Annotated in this window: 19 protein-coding genes; 14 read left to right on the forward strand and 5 right to left on the reverse strand. The window is 33.6% G+C overall.

Annotated features, from left to right (window positions below; translation table 11 throughout):
- Positions 1–51 precede the first annotated feature (51 nt).
- The 6 genes from mutL to PLA12_07020 all read left to right on the forward strand — a co-directional run bounded on the left by mutL (position 52) and on the right by PLA12_07020 (position 6,207).
- A complete protein-coding gene (mutL, locus tag PLA12_06995) occupies positions 52–1,983 on the forward strand; it encodes a DNA mismatch repair endonuclease MutL (protein HOQ32240.1) in 1,932 nt (643 codons plus the stop codon).
- The gene (miaA, locus tag PLA12_07000) at positions 1,983–2,960 is read left to right on the forward strand and encodes a tRNA (adenosine(37)-N6)-dimethylallyltransferase MiaA (GenBank protein HOQ32241.1); all 978 of its coding nucleotides are present in this window, start codon (positions 1,983–1,985) and stop codon (positions 2,958–2,960) included. Before mutL ends, miaA begins: the two co-directional genes overlap by 1 nt.
- Positions 2,961–3,086: 126 nt before the next feature.
- Positions 3,087–3,734 carry a 2-oxoacid:acceptor oxidoreductase family protein gene (locus PLA12_07005; GenBank protein ID HOQ32242.1) on the forward strand — a complete coding sequence of 216 codons (648 nt, stop codon included), beginning with the start codon at positions 3,087–3,089 and terminating at the stop codon, positions 3,732–3,734.
- Positions 3,731–4,042, forward strand: coding sequence for a 4Fe-4S binding protein (locus PLA12_07010; GenBank protein ID HOQ32243.1), 312 nt, complete (start codon positions 3,731–3,733; stop codon positions 4,040–4,042). Before PLA12_07005 ends, PLA12_07010 begins: the two co-directional genes overlap by 4 nt.
- Positions 4,011–5,294, forward strand: a complete 1,284-nt coding sequence (locus PLA12_07015) for a pyruvate ferredoxin oxidoreductase (GenBank protein HOQ32244.1) — start codon at positions 4,011–4,013, stop codon at positions 5,292–5,294. Before PLA12_07010 ends, PLA12_07015 begins: the two co-directional genes overlap by 32 nt.
- Positions 5,295–5,304: 10 nt before the next feature.
- Complete coding sequence (locus PLA12_07020) at positions 5,305–6,207, forward strand: thiamine pyrophosphate-dependent enzyme (protein HOQ32245.1); 903 nt, start codon at positions 5,305–5,307, stop codon at positions 6,205–6,207.
- Positions 6,208–6,211: 4 nt separating this feature from the next.
- Here the strand turns inward: PLA12_07020 and PLA12_07025 are convergent, their stop codons facing one another.
- Positions 6,212–7,510 carry an anaerobic sulfatase maturase gene (locus tag PLA12_07025; protein HOQ32246.1) on the reverse strand — a complete coding sequence of 433 codons (1,299 nt, stop codon included), beginning with the start codon at positions 7,508–7,510 and terminating at the stop codon, positions 6,212–6,214.
- An 86-nt stretch (positions 7,511–7,596) separates the two neighbouring features.
- Here PLA12_07025 and PLA12_07030 point away from each other — a divergent pair, with 86 nt between their 5' ends.
- Complete coding sequence (locus PLA12_07030; protein ID HOQ32247.1) at positions 7,597–8,022, forward strand: amino acid-binding protein; 426 nt, start codon at positions 7,597–7,599, stop codon at positions 8,020–8,022.
- Positions 8,023–8,110: 88 nt separating this feature from the next.
- Complete coding sequence (locus tag PLA12_07035) at positions 8,111–9,343, forward strand: aminotransferase class I/II-fold pyridoxal phosphate-dependent enzyme (protein ID HOQ32248.1); 1,233 nt, start codon at positions 8,111–8,113, stop codon at positions 9,341–9,343.
- 4 nt (positions 9,344–9,347) lie between these two features.
- Here PLA12_07035 and PLA12_07040 read toward each other — a convergent pair whose 3' ends face one another.
- From PLA12_07040 to PLA12_07050, 3 genes are read right to left on the reverse strand one after another with little or no spacing between them, the layout of a single operon-like run.
- Positions 9,348–9,998, reverse strand: a complete 651-nt coding sequence (locus PLA12_07040; protein HOQ32249.1) for a DUF3299 domain-containing protein — start codon at positions 9,996–9,998, stop codon at positions 9,348–9,350.
- A 21-nt stretch (positions 9,999–10,019) separates the two neighbouring features.
- A complete protein-coding gene (locus tag PLA12_07045; GenBank protein HOQ32250.1) occupies positions 10,020–11,315 on the reverse strand; it encodes an ABC transporter permease in 1,296 nt (431 codons plus the stop codon).
- Complete coding sequence (locus PLA12_07050) at positions 11,312–11,977, reverse strand: ABC transporter ATP-binding protein (protein HOQ32251.1); 666 nt, start codon at positions 11,975–11,977, stop codon at positions 11,312–11,314. The genes PLA12_07045 and PLA12_07050 overlap by 4 nt, the downstream gene beginning before the upstream one ends.
- 139 nt (positions 11,978–12,116) lie before the next feature.
- Between PLA12_07050 and PLA12_07055 the strand changes: the two genes are divergently transcribed.
- From PLA12_07055 to PLA12_07080, 6 genes are read left to right on the forward strand one after another with little or no spacing between them, the layout of a single operon-like run.
- Positions 12,117–15,560, forward strand: a complete 3,444-nt coding sequence (locus PLA12_07055; GenBank protein ID HOQ32252.1) for a mechanosensitive ion channel — start codon at positions 12,117–12,119, stop codon at positions 15,558–15,560.
- Positions 15,547–17,400 carry an excinuclease ABC subunit UvrC gene (gene uvrC / locus PLA12_07060; GenBank protein ID HOQ32253.1) on the forward strand — a complete coding sequence of 618 codons (1,854 nt, stop codon included), beginning with the start codon at positions 15,547–15,549 and terminating at the stop codon, positions 17,398–17,400. Before PLA12_07055 ends, uvrC begins: the two co-directional genes overlap by 14 nt.
- 60 nt (positions 17,401–17,460) lie before the next feature.
- Positions 17,461–18,702, forward strand: a complete 1,242-nt coding sequence (locus PLA12_07065; GenBank protein ID HOQ32254.1) for an alpha/beta fold hydrolase — start codon at positions 17,461–17,463, stop codon at positions 18,700–18,702.
- Positions 18,703–19,614, forward strand: coding sequence for a sugar phosphate isomerase/epimerase family protein (locus tag PLA12_07070; protein HOQ32255.1), 912 nt, complete (start codon positions 18,703–18,705; stop codon positions 19,612–19,614).
- A gap of 27 nt (positions 19,615–19,641) precedes the next feature.
- Entirely contained in the window at positions 19,642–20,499 is an 858-nt protein-coding gene (locus tag PLA12_07075; protein ID HOQ32256.1) for a sugar phosphate isomerase/epimerase family protein, read from the forward strand.
- Between the two features lie 38 nt (positions 20,500–20,537).
- The gene (locus PLA12_07080; GenBank protein ID HOQ32257.1) at positions 20,538–20,681 is read left to right on the forward strand and encodes a hypothetical protein; all 144 of its coding nucleotides are present in this window, start codon (positions 20,538–20,540) and stop codon (positions 20,679–20,681) included.
- A gap of 4 nt (positions 20,682–20,685) precedes the next feature.
- On the opposite strand, the gene PLA12_07085 is transcribed toward PLA12_07080, so the two are convergent.
- The coding region (locus PLA12_07085) for a DUF1015 domain-containing protein (protein HOQ32258.1) at positions 20,686–20,956 on the reverse strand (271 nt) is incomplete at its 5' end.

Consider the following 20,956-nt stretch of genomic DNA (forward strand, 5'->3'; position numbering starts at 1 on the left):
TCTTTTTTTTATAATATTATAATCATATTAATTTTGTAATCAGGTCTTATTATGTCAGACAAAGAAAATAAAATAAGAGTACTTCCTGAAGAAATAACTAACAAGATTGCCGCTGGAGAAGTTGTTGAAAGACCTGCATCTGTTGTAAAAGAACTCATTGAAAATAGCATAGATGCTGGGGCAAAACGAATTACAATTCGTCTTTCTGCATCCGGTTTAAGGCTTATTGAAGTTATTGATGATGGTATCGGAATGTCTGAACAAGACGCCATTCTTGCTATAGAGAGACATGCGACAAGTAAAATTACCTCAGCGAAAGATCTCGAAGCGATACATACCTTTGGATTTCGTGGTGAAGCATTGAGCAGTATTTCTGCTGTATCTCAGTTTGTTTTAACCACAAAACGATTGCAGGATAATACAGGCACGCAAATTGTTGTTAATGGTGGCATATTAAAATCTGTTTCCTCTGTAGGTAGCCCACAGGGAACAAAAATCTCTGTAAATCGCCTCTTTTTTAATACCCCTGTAAGGTTAAAATTCTTAAAAGGCTTAACTACAGAATTAAGCCATTGTATTGATATTGTCCAGAAATATGCCCTTGCTCATGAAGATGTTGGTTTTAAATTATTCCATAACGACAAACTTCTTTTTGATATTCCCCCTGGCATAAATTTATACAATAGGATTTCTCTTATTTGGGGTAAGTCTACTGTATCAGAGATGTTACACATAAAACCTGTAACTCATAATCTTTTCTCTAACGAATCCGAAGTTATGCCTATTACTATTTATGGGTATGTTGGATTACCTTCTCTGACTCGTTCTCATCGTTCCCATCAATTATTTTTTGTCAATAAAAGGCCTGTTTCCAGTCGAACTTTACAATACAGTCTGGAAGAAGCCTATAGAAACCTTGTTATGGTGGGCAGATACCCTGTCGCTATTCTTTTTATAGAACTACCTCCACAATGGGTTGATGTCAACATTCATCCTACTAAAAAAGAAATTAAATTTAGAGATGAAAGAATTATTTCCAAGCATATCGTAACAACTCTTCGTAATCAATTATCCCTCATACCGGGACAAAAACATTACGATTCCCCACAAATAACCCCACAAATAACTGAAAAGCAACAACCCGTTCCTGCTGTTTCGGCTTATTCTAATATAGATACCTCATCTACATTTATCGATAACTCCGATATTGAGGCGATTCCTAAAAGCACTAATGATTCGGTAGAAAATGAACCTGTAGAATCTCAACAAAAAACCATTACAGAAGATACCCATATTTTTTTTAATACGGATAGGGACAAAACACATATTTCTTCAAATGAGAAACAAGCACAAGAGGAGCAACCTTCACTTTTACCCCATCCCATTTTTTCCGAATTTGTTCCGGGAGAAGAAATTCCAATACAAGTTTTTGATTCTTATTTAGTTCTTCCGGAAAAAGACCGTATTTTAATTATTGACCAACATGCTCTACATGAACGATTAAATTTTGAACAGTTAAAGAAAGAATTGCAGGAAAAGGATTTTGTCTTTCAGCAGCTTGTTATACCTATTCTTATAGAAGTTCCATCTAATTATTTTAAGATTTTGGAAGATAAAAAGGAAATATTCCAAAAGATAGGTATTGATATTGAACCCTTTGGAGAAAACACATTTCAAATAACATCTATATGTGAATTATATGATGAAGGTAAAATAAAAGATATTGTTTTTGAACTACTTGAAGAAATGGTACAGGGCGATTTGTTTGAAAAAGAAAATTATTTTGAATCCCTATTGAGTATTGCAACTAAAGCATGTAAAAAATCAGTTAAAGCAGGCGATAAATTAGAACCTATGGAACGATTGTATTTAATAAAAGGATTTAAATCCCTAACACCTCCATATACATGCCCTCACGGAAGGCCTATTTTAATAGAATTAACCTTGCAACAAATGGAAAAAAGCTTCCGGAGAAGACAGTAATGGATGCAATAGCCGTAGTAGGACCCACCGCATCTGGGAAAACAGCTCTTTCTATTCGACTGGCAGAAGAATTTAATAGTGAAATTATTTCCTCGGATTCCATGCAGTTTTATCAAGGTATGGAGATTGGGACAGCTGTTCCATCTACGGAAATAAGGAAAAGAATACCCCATCATTTTTTAGTTTTTGTTCCTCCTGATTTCCGTATGAATGCGGGTATATTTCAGGAATTAGCGAGAAGAGAATTGAATAGAATTAAAAATGAGGGAAAGGTTCCTATTATTGTGGGTGGTTCGGGTCTTTACACATCTGCTCTCATAGATGGATTATTCGAAGGCCCTGCCTCTTCTGAGGATATAAGAAAAAGACTAAAAAAACAATTGGTGGAACAGGGGCCAGAACATCTTGTAAAAATATTAAAAGATGTTGACCCTGTATACTTTTCAAAATTAACAAGTCCTAATGATATTGTTCGTGTTATTCGAGCATTAGAAGTATATGAGTTAACAGGAATTCCCTTTTCTGAATGGCACAGACAACATCAACAACAAGCCCAGCCCCTAAATGTATTACAAATTGCGATAAATTGGGAACGAGATATTTTGTATGAGCGAATTAATAATCGAGTAGATGAAATGATCAAAGAAGGTTGGATAGATGAGGTAAAAATTCTATTAGAAAAAGGTTATGAAAAAGATATATACCGATTAAAAGCATTGGGATATAGAGAAATTGTTTACTTTTTGAAGGGGATGCAAGACATTTCTACGACTATGTGCAATATAAAATTACATCATCGAAGATATGCGAAACGCCAGATAACATGGTTTCGGTCTGACAAAAGGGTAAACTGGATTGATGCAAACCCCATCAAATCTATAAACGACTTATTATATTCTATATATCCTCTTATAGAAAATTTTAATAAAAATAACCTGCCAGAGACATATCCTTGTTTTTTGTTTAGAAATTATTAGTAATCTTTTGTGTTGTTTCTTTTATCATTTAAATCCGTTTTTTTGCAAATTACCTATAAATAATGTTAAATTTTTAATTAAATAACTTCTAAATTATTTTATTATTTATATTAGTTAGGTTTTTACATGGAGCAGTATAAAGAAGTTTCTAATTTTTTCCGAAATTATAAAAAAGACAATATAATACAAATACGATGGCATGGTAGAGGTGGACAGGGTGCTGTAACATCCGCAAAAATTCTTGCAGTGGCGGGATTTATTTCGGGTTACAAAGGTGTTACTTCTGCCCCATTTTTTGGTGCTGAAAGAAGAGGTGCCCCTGTAATAGCAACAACAAAATTAAGTAAAGATGTTATTTGCGATTTCAGTCAGATTGATTCGCCGGATATTGTAGTTATACTCGATAATACATTGTTAAAATCCACAAATATTACTCAGGGATTGAAATCCCATGGATGGGTTGTTTTAAACACTCCGCCGCAATTTGAATATGACTTTTTACAAAATCACTTTAATTTTATAAGGGTAAATGCAACAAAGATTGCAGAGGAAGCGGGGCTTATCTATGCAGGGATACCATTAGTAAACACCCCTATGTTAGGGACTTTTCTTCATATCTTACCGAATATAGACTTTTCACATATTCACAGAGCATTAGAACAATTTTTTTCTCCTAAGGCGGTATCAAAGAATTTTGATGTTATTTCCCGTGTTTATAAAGAATGTATTGTAGAGAAATCAGAAAGTAATTTTCAGGAGTTACAAAAATCATGAATACACGCGATTGTGGACATATAATATCAGGTTCTTCTCCTGCGAAAGGGGAAGCCGGTAAAACAGGTGAATGGAGAACCCAACGCCCCGTTGTTAATAAAGAAAAATGTTTGGCTGCAAAGGCGAACAAAGATATTTGTTATCAATGTTGGGCTTTTTGTCCAGAAGGTGCTATAGAAAGAAAACCGGGGGGACCTGTAGATTTAACATATTGTAAAGGTTGTGGGATTTGTGCACAAATATGTCCTGCGGACGCTATACAAATGGAAAACGAATATGACAGTTCTGAACAACGAAAAAACGATTAATATTCACAATCACTCATCAAATCCTAAAGCATATCCTCCCGGGGAATATGTGCTTACGGGGAATCAATCTGCCGCTATTGGAGCGTTTCTTTGTGGAGTGCAGGTTATCGCCGCATATCCTATCACTCCCCAATCACCCGTTGTAGAAGATTTGGCTAAGTTTGTAGAAGATGGAGAATTACCTGCAGAATTTGTTCCTGTAGAGAGTGAACATAGTGCCATGGGGGTATGTATAGGTGCTTCAATTGCTGGTGCTCGTGTTTTCACGGCAACAAGTGCCAATGGATTGGCATACATGTGCGAACAACTTCATTGGGCATCGGGTTCGCGTTTGCCTATCGTAATGGCTTGCGTAAATCGGGCAATGGCGGCACCATGGAGTGTTCTTAATGACCAACAGGATTCCATGTCTCAAAGAGACGCAGGATGGATACAATTATTTTGTAAAGATAATCAGGAAATAATTGATACGATTATACAGGCATATCGTATTGCAGAAAAAGTATATCTTCCGGTTATGGTTTGTTATGATGGTTATATACTTTCTCACACTGTAATGCCTCTTGAAGTTCCCGATGGTAATAAGGTAAAAAATTTTTTACCGTCTTACACACCCCATACTCCATTAGATATAAATAATCCGGTTAATATCAATCCTGTTACTCTTGCCGAGCCCAGATACAATGCAGAGGGGGTTCTCTGCCATGGATATATGGAACACAAATATCTTCATCATAAAGCCCTTCGGGATAGCCTAAATACAATTGAAGAAGTTGATTTGGAATATAAAGATATCTTTGGCAGAAGTGCCGGAGGATTATTTTCACTTTATAAAACCGATGATGCAGAAGTTGTAATTGTTTGTGCTGGTAGTTTGTCTAAAATGAACATTTTAGTCGTGGACATGTTACGAGAACAAAATGTCCCCATAGGATTGGTTTCTTTAAGGTCATATAGGCCTTTTCCTAATCAAAAACTATCGTCAGCATTAAAAAACAAAAAACTCATATTAACCATTGATAAAAGTCTTAGTTATGGATATCAGGGTCCTATATGTATTGATGTAAAATCCTGTTTGCTTGAAGCAGGTATTTCCTCTATCGTTATCAGTTTTATAGCAGGACTTGGTGGAAGAGATATAAAACCTTATGAAATAGCAGAAACAGCATACGATTACTGGAATAAGTATTTAAATAAGGGATTAACCCCTGAAAATATATACGAATCCCAATGGATTAACTGTAAATATTAGGAAAAGTAGTATGACTTCGATACTTGAATTACCTGTTGATGAATACATGTTGCCAGGCAACCGTTCCTGTGCGGGATGCGGTCTTGGAATAGGTTTGCGATATATTTTAAAGGCATTAGAAGGCAAATGCGTTATGACTGTTCCTGCTTCCTGTCTTACGGTATTAGGGGGAATGTACCCTGTTTCTTCCGTTACGGTACCCTGGATTAATTCCGTTTTCCCGGGCACAGCGGCTATGGCATCAGGTGTCGTAGCAGGATTAAAAGCCTTAAAAAAGGAAGATATTACCGTATTAGCAATGGCTGGAGATGGTGGAACTTATGATATTGGTATTCAGGCTCTCAGTGGTGCAGCTGAAAGAAATGCCAACTTTTTATTTATCTGCTACGATAATGAAGCATACATGAATACAGGGACACAGCGGTCAGGTGCCACTCCTAAAGGAGTTAAAACGACAACAACTCCTATAATTGGGAAAATGCATAGTCCTAAAGATATGGGACAAATTATGGAGGCACATCATATTCCTTATGTAGCAACGACATGTGTATCTTACCCCACAGACTTATATGACAAAGTAAAAAAAGCAAGGGGGATATATGGATTAAGATATATTCATCTCTGCGTTCCCTGTCCCTCTGGCTGGCAATATGACCCTCAAAATACGGTAACAATTGGACAACTGGCTGTAGAAACAGGGGCGGTTGTTCTGTATGAAATTGAAAACGGGATATTTCGCTTGACAGGACGAAGTAGACGACTTGCTAAAGATGGCAAATTAAAACCCCTTACAGAATACTTATCTGCTCAAAAACGATTTGGAAATATCAATTCTGATGTATTAGAGGAATTACAGGAATATATCAACAAACGATGGGAAGAATTTATAGCAAAAGATAAAACGCTTTGTTGAATAATTATATCTCTCTATTCGCTCCACAACACTTTTTAAATTTCTTTCCACTCCCACATGGGCATAAATCATTAGGGTTAATATTAGAAATGGAATTTGTTTTTTGTTTGCCACGAATCTCATTCATAATATTTGCGGGTGCCTGACCTTTACGAAGTTGATTTGCCATATATTGCATATAGGGTTCTGTATGCTTGAAGAAATTAAAATATCCTTTGCATAGATAGTTTTGCTTTGTCACCTCACCTGGAATTTTTATAAAACGATGTTTTGGACAAGCTCCATTACATAAAAAAAGATACTTGCACCTTCGACATTTATTCGTTAAATTTGATTTCTCACGGGCAAAATTATCCTGAAATTCTGAATTTATCATCTCTGATAATGATGTTTCCAATATATTCCCAAGACGATATTCGGGATATACAAAATGGTCACAGGAATATACATCCCCATTCGATTCTAAAATAACAGCTTTGCCGCAATTTTTACTATGAATACATAAAGGAGGTTCGATACCCATCCACCCTGCAAGGGTCATATCAAACATCTGCACAAATATTTTTCCAACATCCTGCCTTACCCATTCATCAAAAATGGCATTCAGGAAATATCCCCATTGTTCTGGTAATATTGACCAATTGGTTATTTCTGCTTCCTCATCACCCGGGTGTACCAATTTTAATCCATCAGAACGACTGTCTCCCATTCTTTCTACAATAGGGATAAATTGCAAAAACTGACTTCCAATAGATTTCAAAAATTGATATATTTCTTTTCCTTTCATCCAGTTTTTTCGATGAACACAAGTAAGTGTATTAAATTCTACTTTCTCTTCCTTTAATAGTTGAACTACCTGTATCACTTTCTCAAATGTTCCCACTCCATTACTATCTACCCGAAATTGATTATTAATTTCTTCCGGTCCGTCAATAGAAATACCTACTAAAAAACGATTGCTCTTTAAGAAATTTGCCCAGTCTTTATCTAATAATATTCCATTGGTTTGTAATGTATTCAATATTTTTTTAGAGCCTTTATATTTTTCCTGCAATTCAACAACTTTTACAAAGAATGGAAGTCCTACTAATGTGGGTTCTCCTCCTTGCCATCCAAAAATAACTTCTTCTGCGGGGTTGCTTTTAATATAATCCTCAATATAACGATTCAGTATTTCATCCGACATTATTTTTTGCTTTTTGAAAATATTTTTCTTTTCGTAATAAAAGCAATAGATACATCTTAGATTACAAGCAGAACTTGCAGGTTTTGCCATTACATGAAAAGGAATTGTTTTATCCATAAAATTTGTAATTTTTGATATTATATTGTTAACTTTGTTATATGATTATAAACACTACGAAACCTTAATTATAAAGGAGATAAGTTATGGGATATGAAATTAAAAAGGTAGATGTTTGGTCTGTAGAAATATTAGACCAGCCCGGTGGCTTAAGTAATGTACTTCAGCCTCTTGTGGAAGTCGGAGCTAATCTTAACTTTTTATTAGCCCGCAGAACCTCTTCGGGTAAAGGAGTTGCATTTTTATGTCCGTTAGAAGGGACAGCTGTTATTAAAAAAGCAAAGTTGTTAGGTTTTCAAAAAAATAAAGATATTTCGGTATTAAAAATAACAGGACCAGATAAAGTAGGTTTGGGTTTACTGCTGGTAAAGACACTTGCATCGGCAGGGATTAATATCCGTGGTATATCTGCTTCTTCTATCGGTAAAAATTGCAGTATATGGATTTCTTTTGATAACAGCAAAGATTCAAATAAAGCACTGAAATTAATCCAAAAGATTCTGTCAAAATAGTAAATCTGAAATACAAATTTCCTTTTTTATTTATAGAGAGGGGTTGTTTTAAAATATCTACATTCCCTTCTAATTTTGGAGTTTTTTTATGAGTAAAAAGAAAACAAAAGTCTTGAATGATAATACAATATTTCATTCTGATACTCTCGGTATGTCAACCCAGTCTGTACATGCAGGAGAAGACCGTACCCGTTATGCAGACTCAATAACCACTCCTATTGTTCAAACCAGCACCTATGTGTTTAAAAATTCGAAAGAAATCGAAGATTATACGAAACACGGAAAAACACGATTTGAATATGGAAGGTATGGGAATCCAACTGAATTAGTAGCAGAACGAAGACTTTCTGCATTAGAAGGTGCTGAAGATTGTCTTGTCTTCGGTTCTGGCATGAGTGCCATTACCACAACAATTCTTGCTCTTGTTCGTAGTAATGACCATATCGTTATTACAGATGATGCCTATAAAAAAACATTGGAGTTTTGTAGTTCCTATCTTCTACGATTTGGAGTTGAATGCACCATAGTCCCCTTTGGTGATTATGATGCTCTTGAAAAAGCCATTCAACCCAATACAAAATTTATCTTTTCTGAATCCCCAACCAATCCTTATTTAAATATATTTGACCTGGAAAGACTTCACAAAATTGCAAAAAAATACGGGGTTTTAACTTTAATTGATTCTACTTTTAGCACACCTTATAATCAAAGACCTTTAGAGTTCGGTGTGGACCTTGTTTTACATAGTTGCACGAAATATCTTGCAGGGCATAATGATATATTAGCTGGAGCGGTATTAGGCCGTAGTGAATTGGTAGAAGAAGTAAGAAAACTCCATAAAGCAATGGGAGGGGTTATTGACCCGCATTGTTGTTATCTTCTTTTGAGAGGCTTGAAAACTTTTTCTTTAAGAATGGAAAGACAAAACAATACCGCTATGTTAATAGCGAGATTTTTAGAAGGTCATCCACAAATTAAAAAGGTATATTATCCAGGATTAGAAAGCCATCCACACCATCAGATAGCCAAAGCACAAATGAAAGGATTTGGCGGAGTTGTAACATTTGACATAAAAGGGAATTTAAATACTGCAAAAAAATTCATGGATTCATTACAACTATGCTATATTGCCCCGAGTTTAGGTGGTGTGGAAACGCTCATTACTCATCCTGCCCTTGTTAGTTATTACGATTACACACGAAAAGAAAGATATGAATTAGGTATAACAGATACCTTATTCCGTCTGGCTGTAGGGATTGAAGAACCTGAGGATATTATTGCGGATATTGACCAGGCATTAAAAAAGAGTGTAAAAAAATAGTAGTTTATTTGTTTGTATTTTCTGTTGTTCCCGTGGAAGATGGGGATTCCACCCCTTCTAATAACTGTTCTTGAGGGGCAGGCTGAACATGCATCATGTGTTGTGGCTGGACAGTTTTAATTGTTAGTTGCCCACCTTCTTTCGCTGGTCCAATACGGGCATCGGTTACAATATAGAAAAACTTAACACCTTTCCCCTTTTGAAGATTTAATGTGCCATTAATAAGAACAGGTTCTCTATATAAGTTGGTCTTTTCATTTTCAGCCATTTGCACAATAACAACATCTCTCATGGGTGGAGCCTGACAAAAATAACATTCTATGGGTAATGGTAGTAGTAAGAATTCTTTTATATTACGGAATTCATTTAAAGGTACCATAAAACCAACAATATGTATATTTTGTTTATCATAAGGTAAAAGTGCTTCATCAAAAGTAGGTCCGGTTCGCATATTTCCTTTTGTCTTTTGTAATAATTTCCATGAAATTATGTCAATACCCTTTTTCTCCCTTTCCTTTTCTACCATCTGTCTCCATTTTTCACTTCGTTCTGCTAAACTGCTTCGTTCAAAAAAGTTATTCATTAAAGCAACAACAGAAATAATAAAAATAACCCCTACAAAAATAGTTAAATCTCTTTTGGCTCTGAATCTCATATCACTCCAAACTACTCTTTCTTATAGTTCCATTAAATCTCTTGCAATGTTTCGCTTATAGGCTTGCCATGCAGGGATTATTCCTGCCAGTAAGCCGACCACTGCTACTGTTGCAAATGATGTAATATGTTCTGATGTTAATATAAAAGAAGTTATGCTTAATCCATATTTTTGGGATAAATAATATCCTACTATATGGGATATAATTCCACTTAAAAAATAACCCGCCAGGATACCTAATACAGTAACCCAGAAAGATTCGATTAGAACAGAACCAAATATTTCTATTCTCGATGCACCTAAGGCTCTCATTATGGCTAAATCCCGTCTTCTTTGGATAATGGCTAAATATAAACCAATCATAATTGATAATGCAGATATTATAACAACTAAGTACCCCACAGCTAAAAGTACGGTCTTGGCTGTCCCTAAAAATTGCTCAAATAATTTTGAAATTTCTTCTACGGGGGTTGCTGCCATCGCAACTGTGGATTCTCGAATCATTTCACGATATTGAAATCGTAATGCTGGACTTTGTAACTGGACTAAAATAGCTGTAATCATAGAATGTGGGTCTTTGCCCCATTCTTCATATTTTATATCACCTTCTCCTTTCGTATTTTGGTTGTCTTCATGTATTTCTTCATGATGTTCCCCATGAATGTCCCAGACAGAATTGACGGATGTAAAAATAGCCCTATCAAAAGGAGAATTAGAAAAATCAAATATTCCCACTACTGTATAAGGATTTTGCTCATGGTTATGTCCCCCCAACATTTCCGGTAATTTAACAAACCCATGACTACTTATAAAAGTATCTCCAACATGTAGCCCTGTCTCTCGGGCTACTAATGCCCCTAACACTGCTTCAAAGGGCTTTTCAAAAACTTTACCTTCTTTTAATTTAAATGGATGCCGCTCCTCTCCTGATATAGGGCTTATCCATTTATGCTCAAACAAACTTGCGTCTGTTCCTACAATCCTAAATCCTTGAAAATTATCTCCAAGAGCAATCGGGTATGCGGATTGAACATATTCTTTATCATTTTTTATCTGCTCGTAAACTGTCCAGGGTATATTTCCTGTAGGGTTGTCCATGAAATATACACTACTCAATACAAGTTGCAAAGGACTTCCTTTAGCACCTACTACTAAATCAAATGCTTGTCCTTCTTCCTCAAATCTTTTTCTCGTTTCCTCTCGAAGGGTCAAAACCGAACTGATAAGTGCAACTGCTAATGCTACAGATAAAATAGTCAGGAAAGTCGTAAATTTCCTATTCCATAAATATCCCCATGCTATACCCCATAAAGTCATACTTCCACCTCCTCACTTACTAAATTGGAACAATCATAAATTTGAGGAAGCCTTTCAGCAATTCCTCTATCATGGGTTACTAATAACAATGTTAACTCTTGTTCTTCACATAGTTTTAGTAATAAATCCATAACATTATTTGCTGTTTTGGGGTCAAGACTACCTGTAGGCTCATCAGCTACAATTAATTTTTGCTTATTAGCAACAGCCCGTGCAATAGCAACTCTTTGTTGTTCACCCACACTTAATTGCGAAGGTTTGTTATTCAATCGGTTTCCCAAACCAACATAATTTAGTAAATTTTTAGCATTCTTTTTCCATTCTGATGACGGAATTGTATCGCTAAAACGCATTCCTAATACCACATTTTGTAATGCGGTAAAAGGTGGAAGAAGGTTAAATGTCTGAAATATAAAGCCTATATTTTCACCTCGAAATTGGTCTAATTTTGATTCAGACATAGATGATATTTCTACCCCATTTACGATAATTTTACCTCTATCTGGTCGTAATAAACCTGAGATTAAATTTAGCAATGTGCTTTTTCCACAACCACTCGGTCCCCAAAGTGCAAGTTTTGATTTGGGAGGAGCATAAAATTTTTCACAATAGAACTTTGTTTTTGGACCTAATTTTACAAAACAATCTTCTACTCTAACCATAAAATCCTCATAAAACTTGTTTTATATAAACGGAACAAATATTTTTTGGTAATACAAATTAATACTTTATATCACGGTAATCGTTTTATTTGCAAATCATGTTAAAATATAAATTTAAGTTATAACAAAAGGTTAATTTATGAGAGTATTTTATCCAATATTTACTTTTTTCTTTCTTCTTTCTCTGTTACTAACGCTATCCTCTTCTTATTCAGAGGAAATAGAAATAAACTCTGAAGCCATTGAAACATTGAGAGGAGAAATTCAAAAAGATACTTCTTTAGCAGATGATTTAAAAAATTCTACTGAAAAAATATTAAACGATACAATAACATTTATACAGTCTGTAAATGATTGGAGTAAAAAATTAGAAGATTTAAATCAAGAAATAAAAAACGCTCCCGAAGAAATTAAATCCAATGAAGATTTTCTTTCTTCTCCCCCTAAAACGGAACTACCCAATACAAAAAATTTATCAATAGATGAAATTAATCAATATTTAATTCAATCGGAAACAGAATATAAGCAAAAACAAACTGAATTTGAAAATCTTTATAAAGAATTTGAGGATAGGAATGAATATCGGAAATCTCTTTTATCAAGAATAGGTGATATAAAAAAGCAACTTACAACATTAAAAGATACAACAATACCTTCACAAGACTCTCCTTTAATTCAAAAAGCAAAACTTTTGTTTAACAATGCTCAAATTTTATCTTTAGAAAAAGAATTAGAATATTTAAACAAAGAATTTGATAGTTTTGAATTAAAAACAAATTTAATTTCATCAAGAATTGAGAAACTTCGCTTTGAATTAAGAGAAAAAGAAAAAACTTATAATTTTTGGAACGATGAATTCAATAATCGGAAACAGGAAGAAGTACAGAAGAATATTCGTGATTCATTAAATCTTTTAAAGTCTTTAACAAAAACAAATTCGCTATTTACAGATGAACTTTCTAATTTAGCACAGGAAAACTTAAAATTGGCTTTAAAAGCTCGTGAATCTGATGGTATAGAGAGTAAAATATCATCTATAAGTGAAGAATATAAGAATTACAATCAAGAATATAAAAAGCAGCAAACACAATTAGATTTATTAAAACAAAAATCTATAGCCGGGGCTTCAACATCGGGATGGGCATTTTCATTACGACAGGAGAAGTCAAAATTAACCAATCCTAAGGAGATAAAAAACTTACAAAAGAAATTCAATAATGAATTGTTATTAATTGAAAATGAATATAACGACTTGTTATCAAGAAGACTAAAAATATCTGAAATTGAAAATCAGTTGTGGAACACATTTAACCAGTACACACAGAATATCTCCGAATTTGAAAAAAAGAACATAAAAAAATCCATAGATGACTTAATAAAAACACAAAAAAATATTCTATCCACATTAATTAGTGACTATGAAAAATATATTTCATTACTTTCTCAAGCAATAGAGACATTAAATCTATGGCTACAACATACTTATGAATTTAATAATTTTATAGATGAAAATATTATCTGGATTCGTTCACCATTTCCTCGTTTAACCTTATTAAAAGCCGAATTCAATAAATTATATGAGATATTACTTCAATTCAATACATATCCCCATCGAGAATTAGCATATAAAGTTATTTTTATCTTTTCCATAGGGTTATTGGGACTTATCATTTTAATTTTTATAAACAATCGATTTGAGAAACAAATAGAATTTACAGCCACACAAATAAAAGTCCCTTTGAATTTTACTATCAGCAAACTAATCCGTTTTATATATCTATTTCTTATACGGATATTTTTAGTTCCGTTATGGTTCTTTTTAATTGGCATGTATTTAGATACCTTTTCATCAGGTATTGAGTTAGTCCATATACTTGCTAATGGATTAAAATTCCTGCTCTTCCCTATTGCGTTTTTTGAAATATTCTGTATTCTTATTAGGATTCCTTCTCTTTCTGAAATAATTCTCAAACCTTTAAAAAATAATCTCAGTGAATTACGATTTAAGTTTCGCATTTCTTTTATCTGGCTAATTATTAATCTATTTGTAATTCTCATTAGTAGCCAACTCATTCCGGAGTTTATGCTTGCAGATATTGTGTTTAGAATTTCCTTTTCTTTGTTTTTATTATCATCTGCCACTATCTCTTTTTATGTTTCTTTTTTATTAAAAAACAAATATCTGCTTCCAGGCTCTAAAAACCGAATTATAAATTTTATAAGTAATTTTTTGATTGCTTTATCTATCATTTGTATTTTTCTCGTTATCTTAAATTTCGTTGGTTACAATTATGGAAGTCTTGAAATAACAAAGAAATTATTTTTTACTCTCTTCCTTATAACCATCCTGTTTATTTCATACCGATTTTCAGAGACAGTATTAAAATACTATCATTGGAAGTTTGCGTTAAATACATCTATAGTCTCTCATACGAAACTTTCACACTCTCTATCCAAGGATTCTACTTCACAAAAATCGTCTTTAGAAACAGATACAAGTGAATTTTTGTTCTATCATGTAGAAAAATTTATTCGGTATTTACTATTCATTTTATTTTTTGTTATAGCCATCTACATCTGGTCTGATATTTTCCCTGCTTTAAGTTATTTAGATAAAATTCATCTCTGGCGGGCATCCTCTGTTACGGAGGTAATTAATACTACAAATATTCAATCAGCACAAGGTAATACGGGACAGACATTACCACCTCCTGTTGTTGAAGAATGGGTAAGCCTATTAGACCTTCTGGCTTCTCTTACTATAATTATTATTACATTTTTAATAATAAAAAATATTTCATTTTATTTCGATTATCTACTATCCAAATACACAAAGATACAGCCTGGTGAAAGATATGCCATCACTACATTATCTAAATATATTATTTTCACAATTGGTTTATTAGTTTCTTTGGGGTTGGTTAATATTACATGGAATAAAGTCCAATGGCTGGTTGCGGGTTTAGGCATAGGTTTTGGATTTGGATTACAAGAAATTGTTGCTAATTTTGTATCGGGATTAATACTCTTATTTGAAAGGCCTCTGCGGATTGGGGATATTGTTACCATCGGAGATGTCTCGGGAAAAGTAAAATCTTTACAAATGCGTTCGACAACTATCGTTAATTGGGATAATAAAGAATTAATAGTTCCTAACAAAGATTTACTTACCCAGCAGTTAATTAATTGGACCAGAAATGAACCCAAAATCCGCTTATGTATTCCCATTGGTGTAAGTTATAATTCCGATATAAACAAAGTTGTTTCTATATTAACAGAAATTGGGCAATCACATCCTTTTGCCGAAACAGACCCATCTCCCCGTGTCTATTTTCTACGATTTGGTCCCAGTGCATTAGAATTTGAACTTCGCTTGTTTACACATTCTTCTTATTATTTAGATTTACAGCATGAATTGTTATGCACAATATTTAATCGTTTCAAACAAGAAAACATTGAGATTTCTTACCCTCAATTAGATGTTCACATACGAAGTAATGATATTTCTTTAGACCCATATAACCATATAAAGTCAAATGTTCTTAAAGAAACTCAAGAATCCCCCAAAAATGAGTCAGAATAAATTTAAGGATAGTATTAATAATTCTCTGATAAATATTGATAAGATTCCTACAAGTTCGGGTTGCTATATTTTTTATGATGAGAAAAGTAAAGTTATCTATGTTGGGAAAGCAAATAACTTAAGGTCTCGAATTCGTTCATATCTCCAAAATACGGATACGCGTTATCATGTTCGTTTCCTGATTTCCAAAACCCAAAAAATTGATTATATGGTTACAGACACAGAACGGGAAGCCCTTTTATTGGAAAATACACTTATTAAACAATATAAACCTCGCTACAATATCCGATTAAAAGATGACAAAAATTATTTGTCTTTACGGATAGACCCATCCGAAGATTTTCCCCGATTAACATTCACTCGAAAACCAAAAAAAGATACTGCTGTTTACTTTGGTCCTTTTCATTCAGCATCTACAATCCGTGATGTTTACAAACACCTTCATTATATAGTTCCGTTGCGGAGGTGCACTGATAACAATTTTCGGAATAGAACTCGTCCCTGTTTATACTATGAATTAGGAACATGTCTGACTCCTTGTGTCCATAGAATTTCCAAAGAACAATACTCTGAACTTGTTCAACAGGCAATTTTATTGCTTCAGGGGAAAATGGATATTTTAGAACAGGAATTTTTGCAACAGATAAAAAAATTTTCCGAAGAATTACAATTTGAACAGGCTGGAATAGTAAGGGACCGTCTTTTCGCTTTACGCAAGATTATGGAACCACAAAAGACCCTGATCTTTAACCAATCCCATAATGTAGATGTATGGGGAATATATATTTCAGATAACCATCTTGTTATTTATATACTATTTTATAAAGAAGGGAAACTTATAGGGTCTCGCACTTTTAATTTGAACATACCCATAGAAATACCTCTTTCTGAATTTTTTGGCTCTTTAATTCTTGAAACATATACACAAAAACTACCTATCCCGCAAGAAATACTTCTTCCTGTAAAAATTAAAGAGACAAAAACTTTATCAGAATTATTTTTCTCTAAAACAGGGAAGAAAGTATTAATCCTATGTCCACAACACGGGGAAAAGGAAGAACTGGTAAAATTGGCATGCAAAAATGCTGAATCAAAATTTCTCGAAGAAAAAGAATTACAAACAAATAAAGGGGCTATACTTCAAGAGATACAAAGAATGCTCCATCTTTCTAAAATCCCAAAGAGAATAGAATGTTTCGATGCATCCACTTATCAAGGCGATAATACAGTTGTGGGTATGGTCGTTTTTGAAAACGGAATTGCCTTCAAATCGCATTACAGAAAATTTTCAATTAAGAAGGAGAATATACATGATGATTATTATTCCCTTCGAGAGGCACTTACACGACGCTTTCGTGACTTGACTGATATCCCATTGCCAGATTTATTGCTTATTGATGGAGGTAAGGGGCAATTGGGCGTTGCTGTTTCTGTGCTGAATGATTTAAATATAAAAGATATTTCATGTGTTGGGATGGCTAAAGCAAGGAACAAGCCCTCTAACAAGAATTTCTTTTCAACACAAGACCGTTTTTTTATTCCTAACAGGTCAAATCCAATTATTATTCAATCTAAAAATTCTCCCGCGCTCTTATTACTTCAACAAATTCGTGATGAAGCACACCGTTTTGCCATACAATATCAACGCAAAAAGAAATTAAAAACAGATTTAACATCAAATATAAAAATTCCTGGAATTGGGACTAATAAATTTAATCAACTACTTTCTAAATTCAAATCAGTTGAAAATCTCAAAAATGCTACTATTGAACAACTTATGGATGTTGAAGGTATTGGTCCCTATTTAGCAATAAAAATATACAAATATTTTCACAAATAAAGAATTACTAAAATATGCCGATTTTATCATAAAATAATAAGATATAAAGAGGAGAAATATATGTTTGGTATTTTGTTTTTTTTATTGGTATTACTACTGTTTATTATTTCTTTTTATGGTTACCTTGTTTGGAATATATCCAATCAAGAGACTTTAAACACAAATGAAATATATTATGTTCGAACAAAGGACTTGTGGGAAATTCGTTTGTGTAGATTTAGAAATAATTCTGAAAAGAACATCCCTATTTTGTTTGTTCATGGATTTGGTTCAAATCAGAATAACTTTCTACTACCCTATGAACAAAGCATTGTTTCATATTTAAAAAATCATAATTTTGATTGCTGGACTATGGATTTACGAGGATGTAAATCTTCCAGACCTCCATTTGGAAAAACGCATTGGGATGCTTCGATTGATGATGTCCTGGTTTACGACCTTCAAGCAGTCATTGAATTTATATTAAAAATGACTGGATACAAAAAACTTTTCTGGATAGGGCACTCTTTAGGCGGTATGCTACTTTATGCGTATCTTATCTACAAGGGAAATAATAAAATTGCAGGTGGAATTACTTTAGGATCTCCCATTGGATTTGTCAATACAAAAATAAATGTTCCTTCCATACTTGTTCAATTCCAAAAATTATTTCCCAATTTTGTCTTTTTGCTTTTCAGAATGTTAATCCCTATATTAAAATTTTTCAAAATAGGCAACTCTGTTTTTCCCGTTAATCCTTCAAATATCAATGTCAATATGAGTGCATGGGATTTGTGTAAAATGGTAGAACCTCCCTCACCGAAAATGGTTGATGAAATGATGGCTTGGATAAATGAAAAGAAATGGGTAATGTTAAATGGTCAATTGAATATTCTTGAACATTTATCGGAATTAAACATTCCTCTTTTACTTTTTTATGCTCCTGATGACCCTTTTGTAAATTTAGATTCAGCGAAAGAATTTTTTAAATCATTAAAGTCCTCCGATAAAGAAATGTTTATACTTAGCACAGAATCAGGTTGTAAACATAATTACAATCATTGCGATTTGGCTTTTGGTGAAAATGGTGAAGAAGAAGTTTTCGAACCTATAAAAGTCTGGTTAGATAAACACCAAGCATGTATTGATGATTTACTGGAAGATAATGAAAAAATAAAATCAAGTAGAGCAGTGAAAAATAGAACTCCAATGACATCGGAAGAAAGAAAAACTATTTTGTCTGGGAAAGCCTATAAGAAGACAACCACAAAGAAATCTAATAAAAATACAAGGACAGATTCTAACAATAAGGAGAATATATAAATGCAATATTTATCCCGAAGAAACTTTTTAACATCTACGGCGTTAGGAACCCTTTTTCTTTCTCACTCGTTTCAAAAGACCTATTCAGAAGATAAAACAAGTCATTCTGAAACTGCTTCTAATAAAATTGTTGTATTTTCAAAATATTTACAAAATCTTGACTGGGAGCAACTGGCGGTTGCGTGTAAGAATTGCGGACTTGATGGTATTGATTTAACTGTTCGAGATGGTGGACATGTAACACCGGAAAAAGTAGAAAAAGACCTACCTAAAGTTGTCGAAATCTTCCGCAAAAATAACATGGATGTAATAATGATAACAACCCGTTTGCTCAATGCTGACGACCCCTACGCGGAACAGATATTAAAAACGGCGGGTTCGCTAAAAATTCCTTACGCTCGTATCGGTTATCATCAATATAAAGATGATTTAGATATTAAAGAACAAATCTCAATAGTAAAAAAAGACTTGCAAAAGTTAATGGTTTTGGCTGAAAAATACAATGTGATTTTAGGGTATCATAATCATAGTGGTTTGAATAATTTTGGAGGACCTATCTGGGACATTATCGAAGTATTTCAAGAAATTAATTCGCCCTATTTGGGTTCTAATTTTGATATAGGGCATGTTAAAGCGGAAGGATTTGGTGGAGCATGGAAAACGAATACAATAGCAATGCTTCCCTGGATACGAATGGTAGCTGTAAAAGATTTCATAGTTGAAAATAACAAAACTGTTTGGGTTCCCTTAGGGAAAGGTTGTGTTCCTGTGAAATCAATACTTGACATTATACTTAAACAAGGCTCATTTAAAGGGCCTATATCTGTTCACATGGAATATGACACAAAGTCTGAAACTGAAAAATTGGACTGTATAAAAAATTCAGCACAAATGATAAAAAATATAATTTAATAACAAATACAGAGAAAGGAAAGTATTATGTATTATTCAGGTATCAGTGATGAAGCTGGGAAATCTATTCAAAAGCAAATACAAGCTCATAAAGAATTGGGCTGGTCCTATATGGAATTGAGAATGGTTGAAGGTGTAAATTTTACTCAAGTTTCAGAAGAAGTATTTCAACATGTAAAAGACGAATTAGAAAAAAATCAGATGAAAGTTTCCTGTTTTGCGAGTGCGATAGCCAATTGGGCTCGTCCTATTACATGCGACCCTCAAATTGACATTAATGATTTAAAAAATGCTATTCCTCGAATGCATCAACTCAATACAAAATTTATCCGCGTTATGAGTTATCCTAATGACCCTAAAAACCCTGTTGATGAGAAAGAATGGAGAACTGAAGCAATACGCAGAATAAAGGTATTAGCCCAAATTGCAGAAGATAATGGGATTATCCTTGTGCATGAAAACTGCAGTGGTTGGGGAGGTTTATCCGCAGAAAATAGCAATATCCTTTTAGGCGAAGTAAATAGTCCTGCTTTAAAGGTTGTATTTGATACAGGTAATCCCGTTACTTATGGACAAAATGCCTGGGAGTATTATCTAAGCGTAAAAAAAGATATAGTATATGTTCACATAAAAGACGCTAAAAAAATAAATGGTGAAGATGTATATTGTTTATGCGGCGAAGGAGATGGCTATGTTCCCGAAATCATTACAGACTTATTGCAATCGGGTTATGATGGTGGTTTTTCTATTGAGCCTCATCTCGCTGCAATTATTCATACAGGACAACAAGCAGAAAGTGAAGAGCGGTTGTACAATTCATATATCCAATATGGAAAAAAGTTAATGGAAATTGTTAATACATCTTTAGAAAAACTATCAAAATAGTTTTTCATATTTACACTTTCACATCAGGAGGTTACTCTATGAAAATAACGAAGGTTCGGGAAGCAATAGCGGGTATAGTTGCTATCCTGTTTGTTCTATTAATGGCAGGTGTAGGTGCAACAATGGCAGGTTGGAATATTCCGATATTAAGCAATATTGTTAAAACAATTATGAGCAAATAAACCGCTATAGACTTTCTTTCGATAGTTCATAAATAACCAAACCACTTGGAATTTTAGGGAAAAAGTAGGTAGCCTTTTGAGGCATAAATTCCCCGTTGTCTGCACATTTTTTAATGACTTCTGGACATATAGGATTGATTAAAAAAGCCAGTTCCGCTTGTTCCATTTCTACCATTTCAATACAACGGAAAGGATTTGTTTCGTATATCAATTGAGTATTAGGTTCTAACTTCATTATTTCTTCAAAAATAAGTTTATGAAGAACATATACATTT

The sequence above is a fragment of the Candidatus Hydrogenedens sp. genome (assembly GCA_035378955.1).
Taxonomy (GTDB): Bacteria; Hydrogenedentota; Hydrogenedentia; order Hydrogenedentales; family Hydrogenedentaceae; genus Hydrogenedens.

What these genes read in the sequence shown, in the direction of transcription:
- mutL (HOQ32240.1), top strand. Translation starts at nt 52, where the DNA reads ATGTCAGACAAAGAAAATAAAATAAGAGTACTTCCTGAAGAAATAACT.
- miaA (HOQ32241.1), top strand. Translation starts at nt 1,983, where the DNA reads ATGGATGCAATAGCCGTAGTAGGACCCACCGCATCTGGGAAAACAGCT.
- PLA12_07005 (HOQ32242.1), top strand. Translation starts at nt 3,087, where the DNA reads ATGGAGCAGTATAAAGAAGTTTCTAATTTTTTCCGAAATTATAAAAAA.
- PLA12_07010 (HOQ32243.1), top strand. Translation starts at nt 3,731, where the DNA reads ATGAATACACGCGATTGTGGACATATAATATCAGGTTCTTCTCCTGCG.
- PLA12_07015 (HOQ32244.1), top strand. Translation starts at nt 4,011, where the DNA reads ATGACAGTTCTGAACAACGAAAAAACGATTAATATTCACAATCACTCA.
- PLA12_07020 (HOQ32245.1), top strand. Translation starts at nt 5,305, where the DNA reads ATGACTTCGATACTTGAATTACCTGTTGATGAATACATGTTGCCAGGC.
- PLA12_07025 (HOQ32246.1), bottom strand. Translation starts at nt 7,510, where the DNA reads ATGGATAAAACAATTCCTTTTCATGTAATGGCAAAACCTGCAAGTTCT.
- PLA12_07030 (HOQ32247.1), top strand. Translation starts at nt 7,597, where the DNA reads ATGGGATATGAAATTAAAAAGGTAGATGTTTGGTCTGTAGAAATATTA.
- PLA12_07035 (HOQ32248.1), top strand. Translation starts at nt 8,111, where the DNA reads ATGAGTAAAAAGAAAACAAAAGTCTTGAATGATAATACAATATTTCAT.
- PLA12_07040 (HOQ32249.1), bottom strand. Translation starts at nt 9,998, where the DNA reads ATGAGATTCAGAGCCAAAAGAGATTTAACTATTTTTGTAGGGGTTATT.
- PLA12_07045 (HOQ32250.1), bottom strand. Translation starts at nt 11,315, where the DNA reads ATGACTTTATGGGGTATAGCATGGGGATATTTATGGAATAGGAAATTT.
- PLA12_07050 (HOQ32251.1), bottom strand. Translation starts at nt 11,977, where the DNA reads ATGGTTAGAGTAGAAGATTGTTTTGTAAAATTAGGTCCAAAAACAAAG.
- PLA12_07055 (HOQ32252.1), top strand. Translation starts at nt 12,117, where the DNA reads ATGAGAGTATTTTATCCAATATTTACTTTTTTCTTTCTTCTTTCTCTG.
- uvrC (HOQ32253.1), top strand. Translation starts at nt 15,547, where the DNA reads ATGAGTCAGAATAAATTTAAGGATAGTATTAATAATTCTCTGATAAAT.
- PLA12_07065 (HOQ32254.1), top strand. Translation starts at nt 17,461, where the DNA reads ATGTTTGGTATTTTGTTTTTTTTATTGGTATTACTACTGTTTATTATT.
- PLA12_07070 (HOQ32255.1), top strand. Translation starts at nt 18,703, where the DNA reads ATGCAATATTTATCCCGAAGAAACTTTTTAACATCTACGGCGTTAGGA.
- PLA12_07075 (HOQ32256.1), top strand. Translation starts at nt 19,642, where the DNA reads ATGTATTATTCAGGTATCAGTGATGAAGCTGGGAAATCTATTCAAAAG.
- PLA12_07080 (HOQ32257.1), top strand. Translation starts at nt 20,538, where the DNA reads ATGAAAATAACGAAGGTTCGGGAAGCAATAGCGGGTATAGTTGCTATC.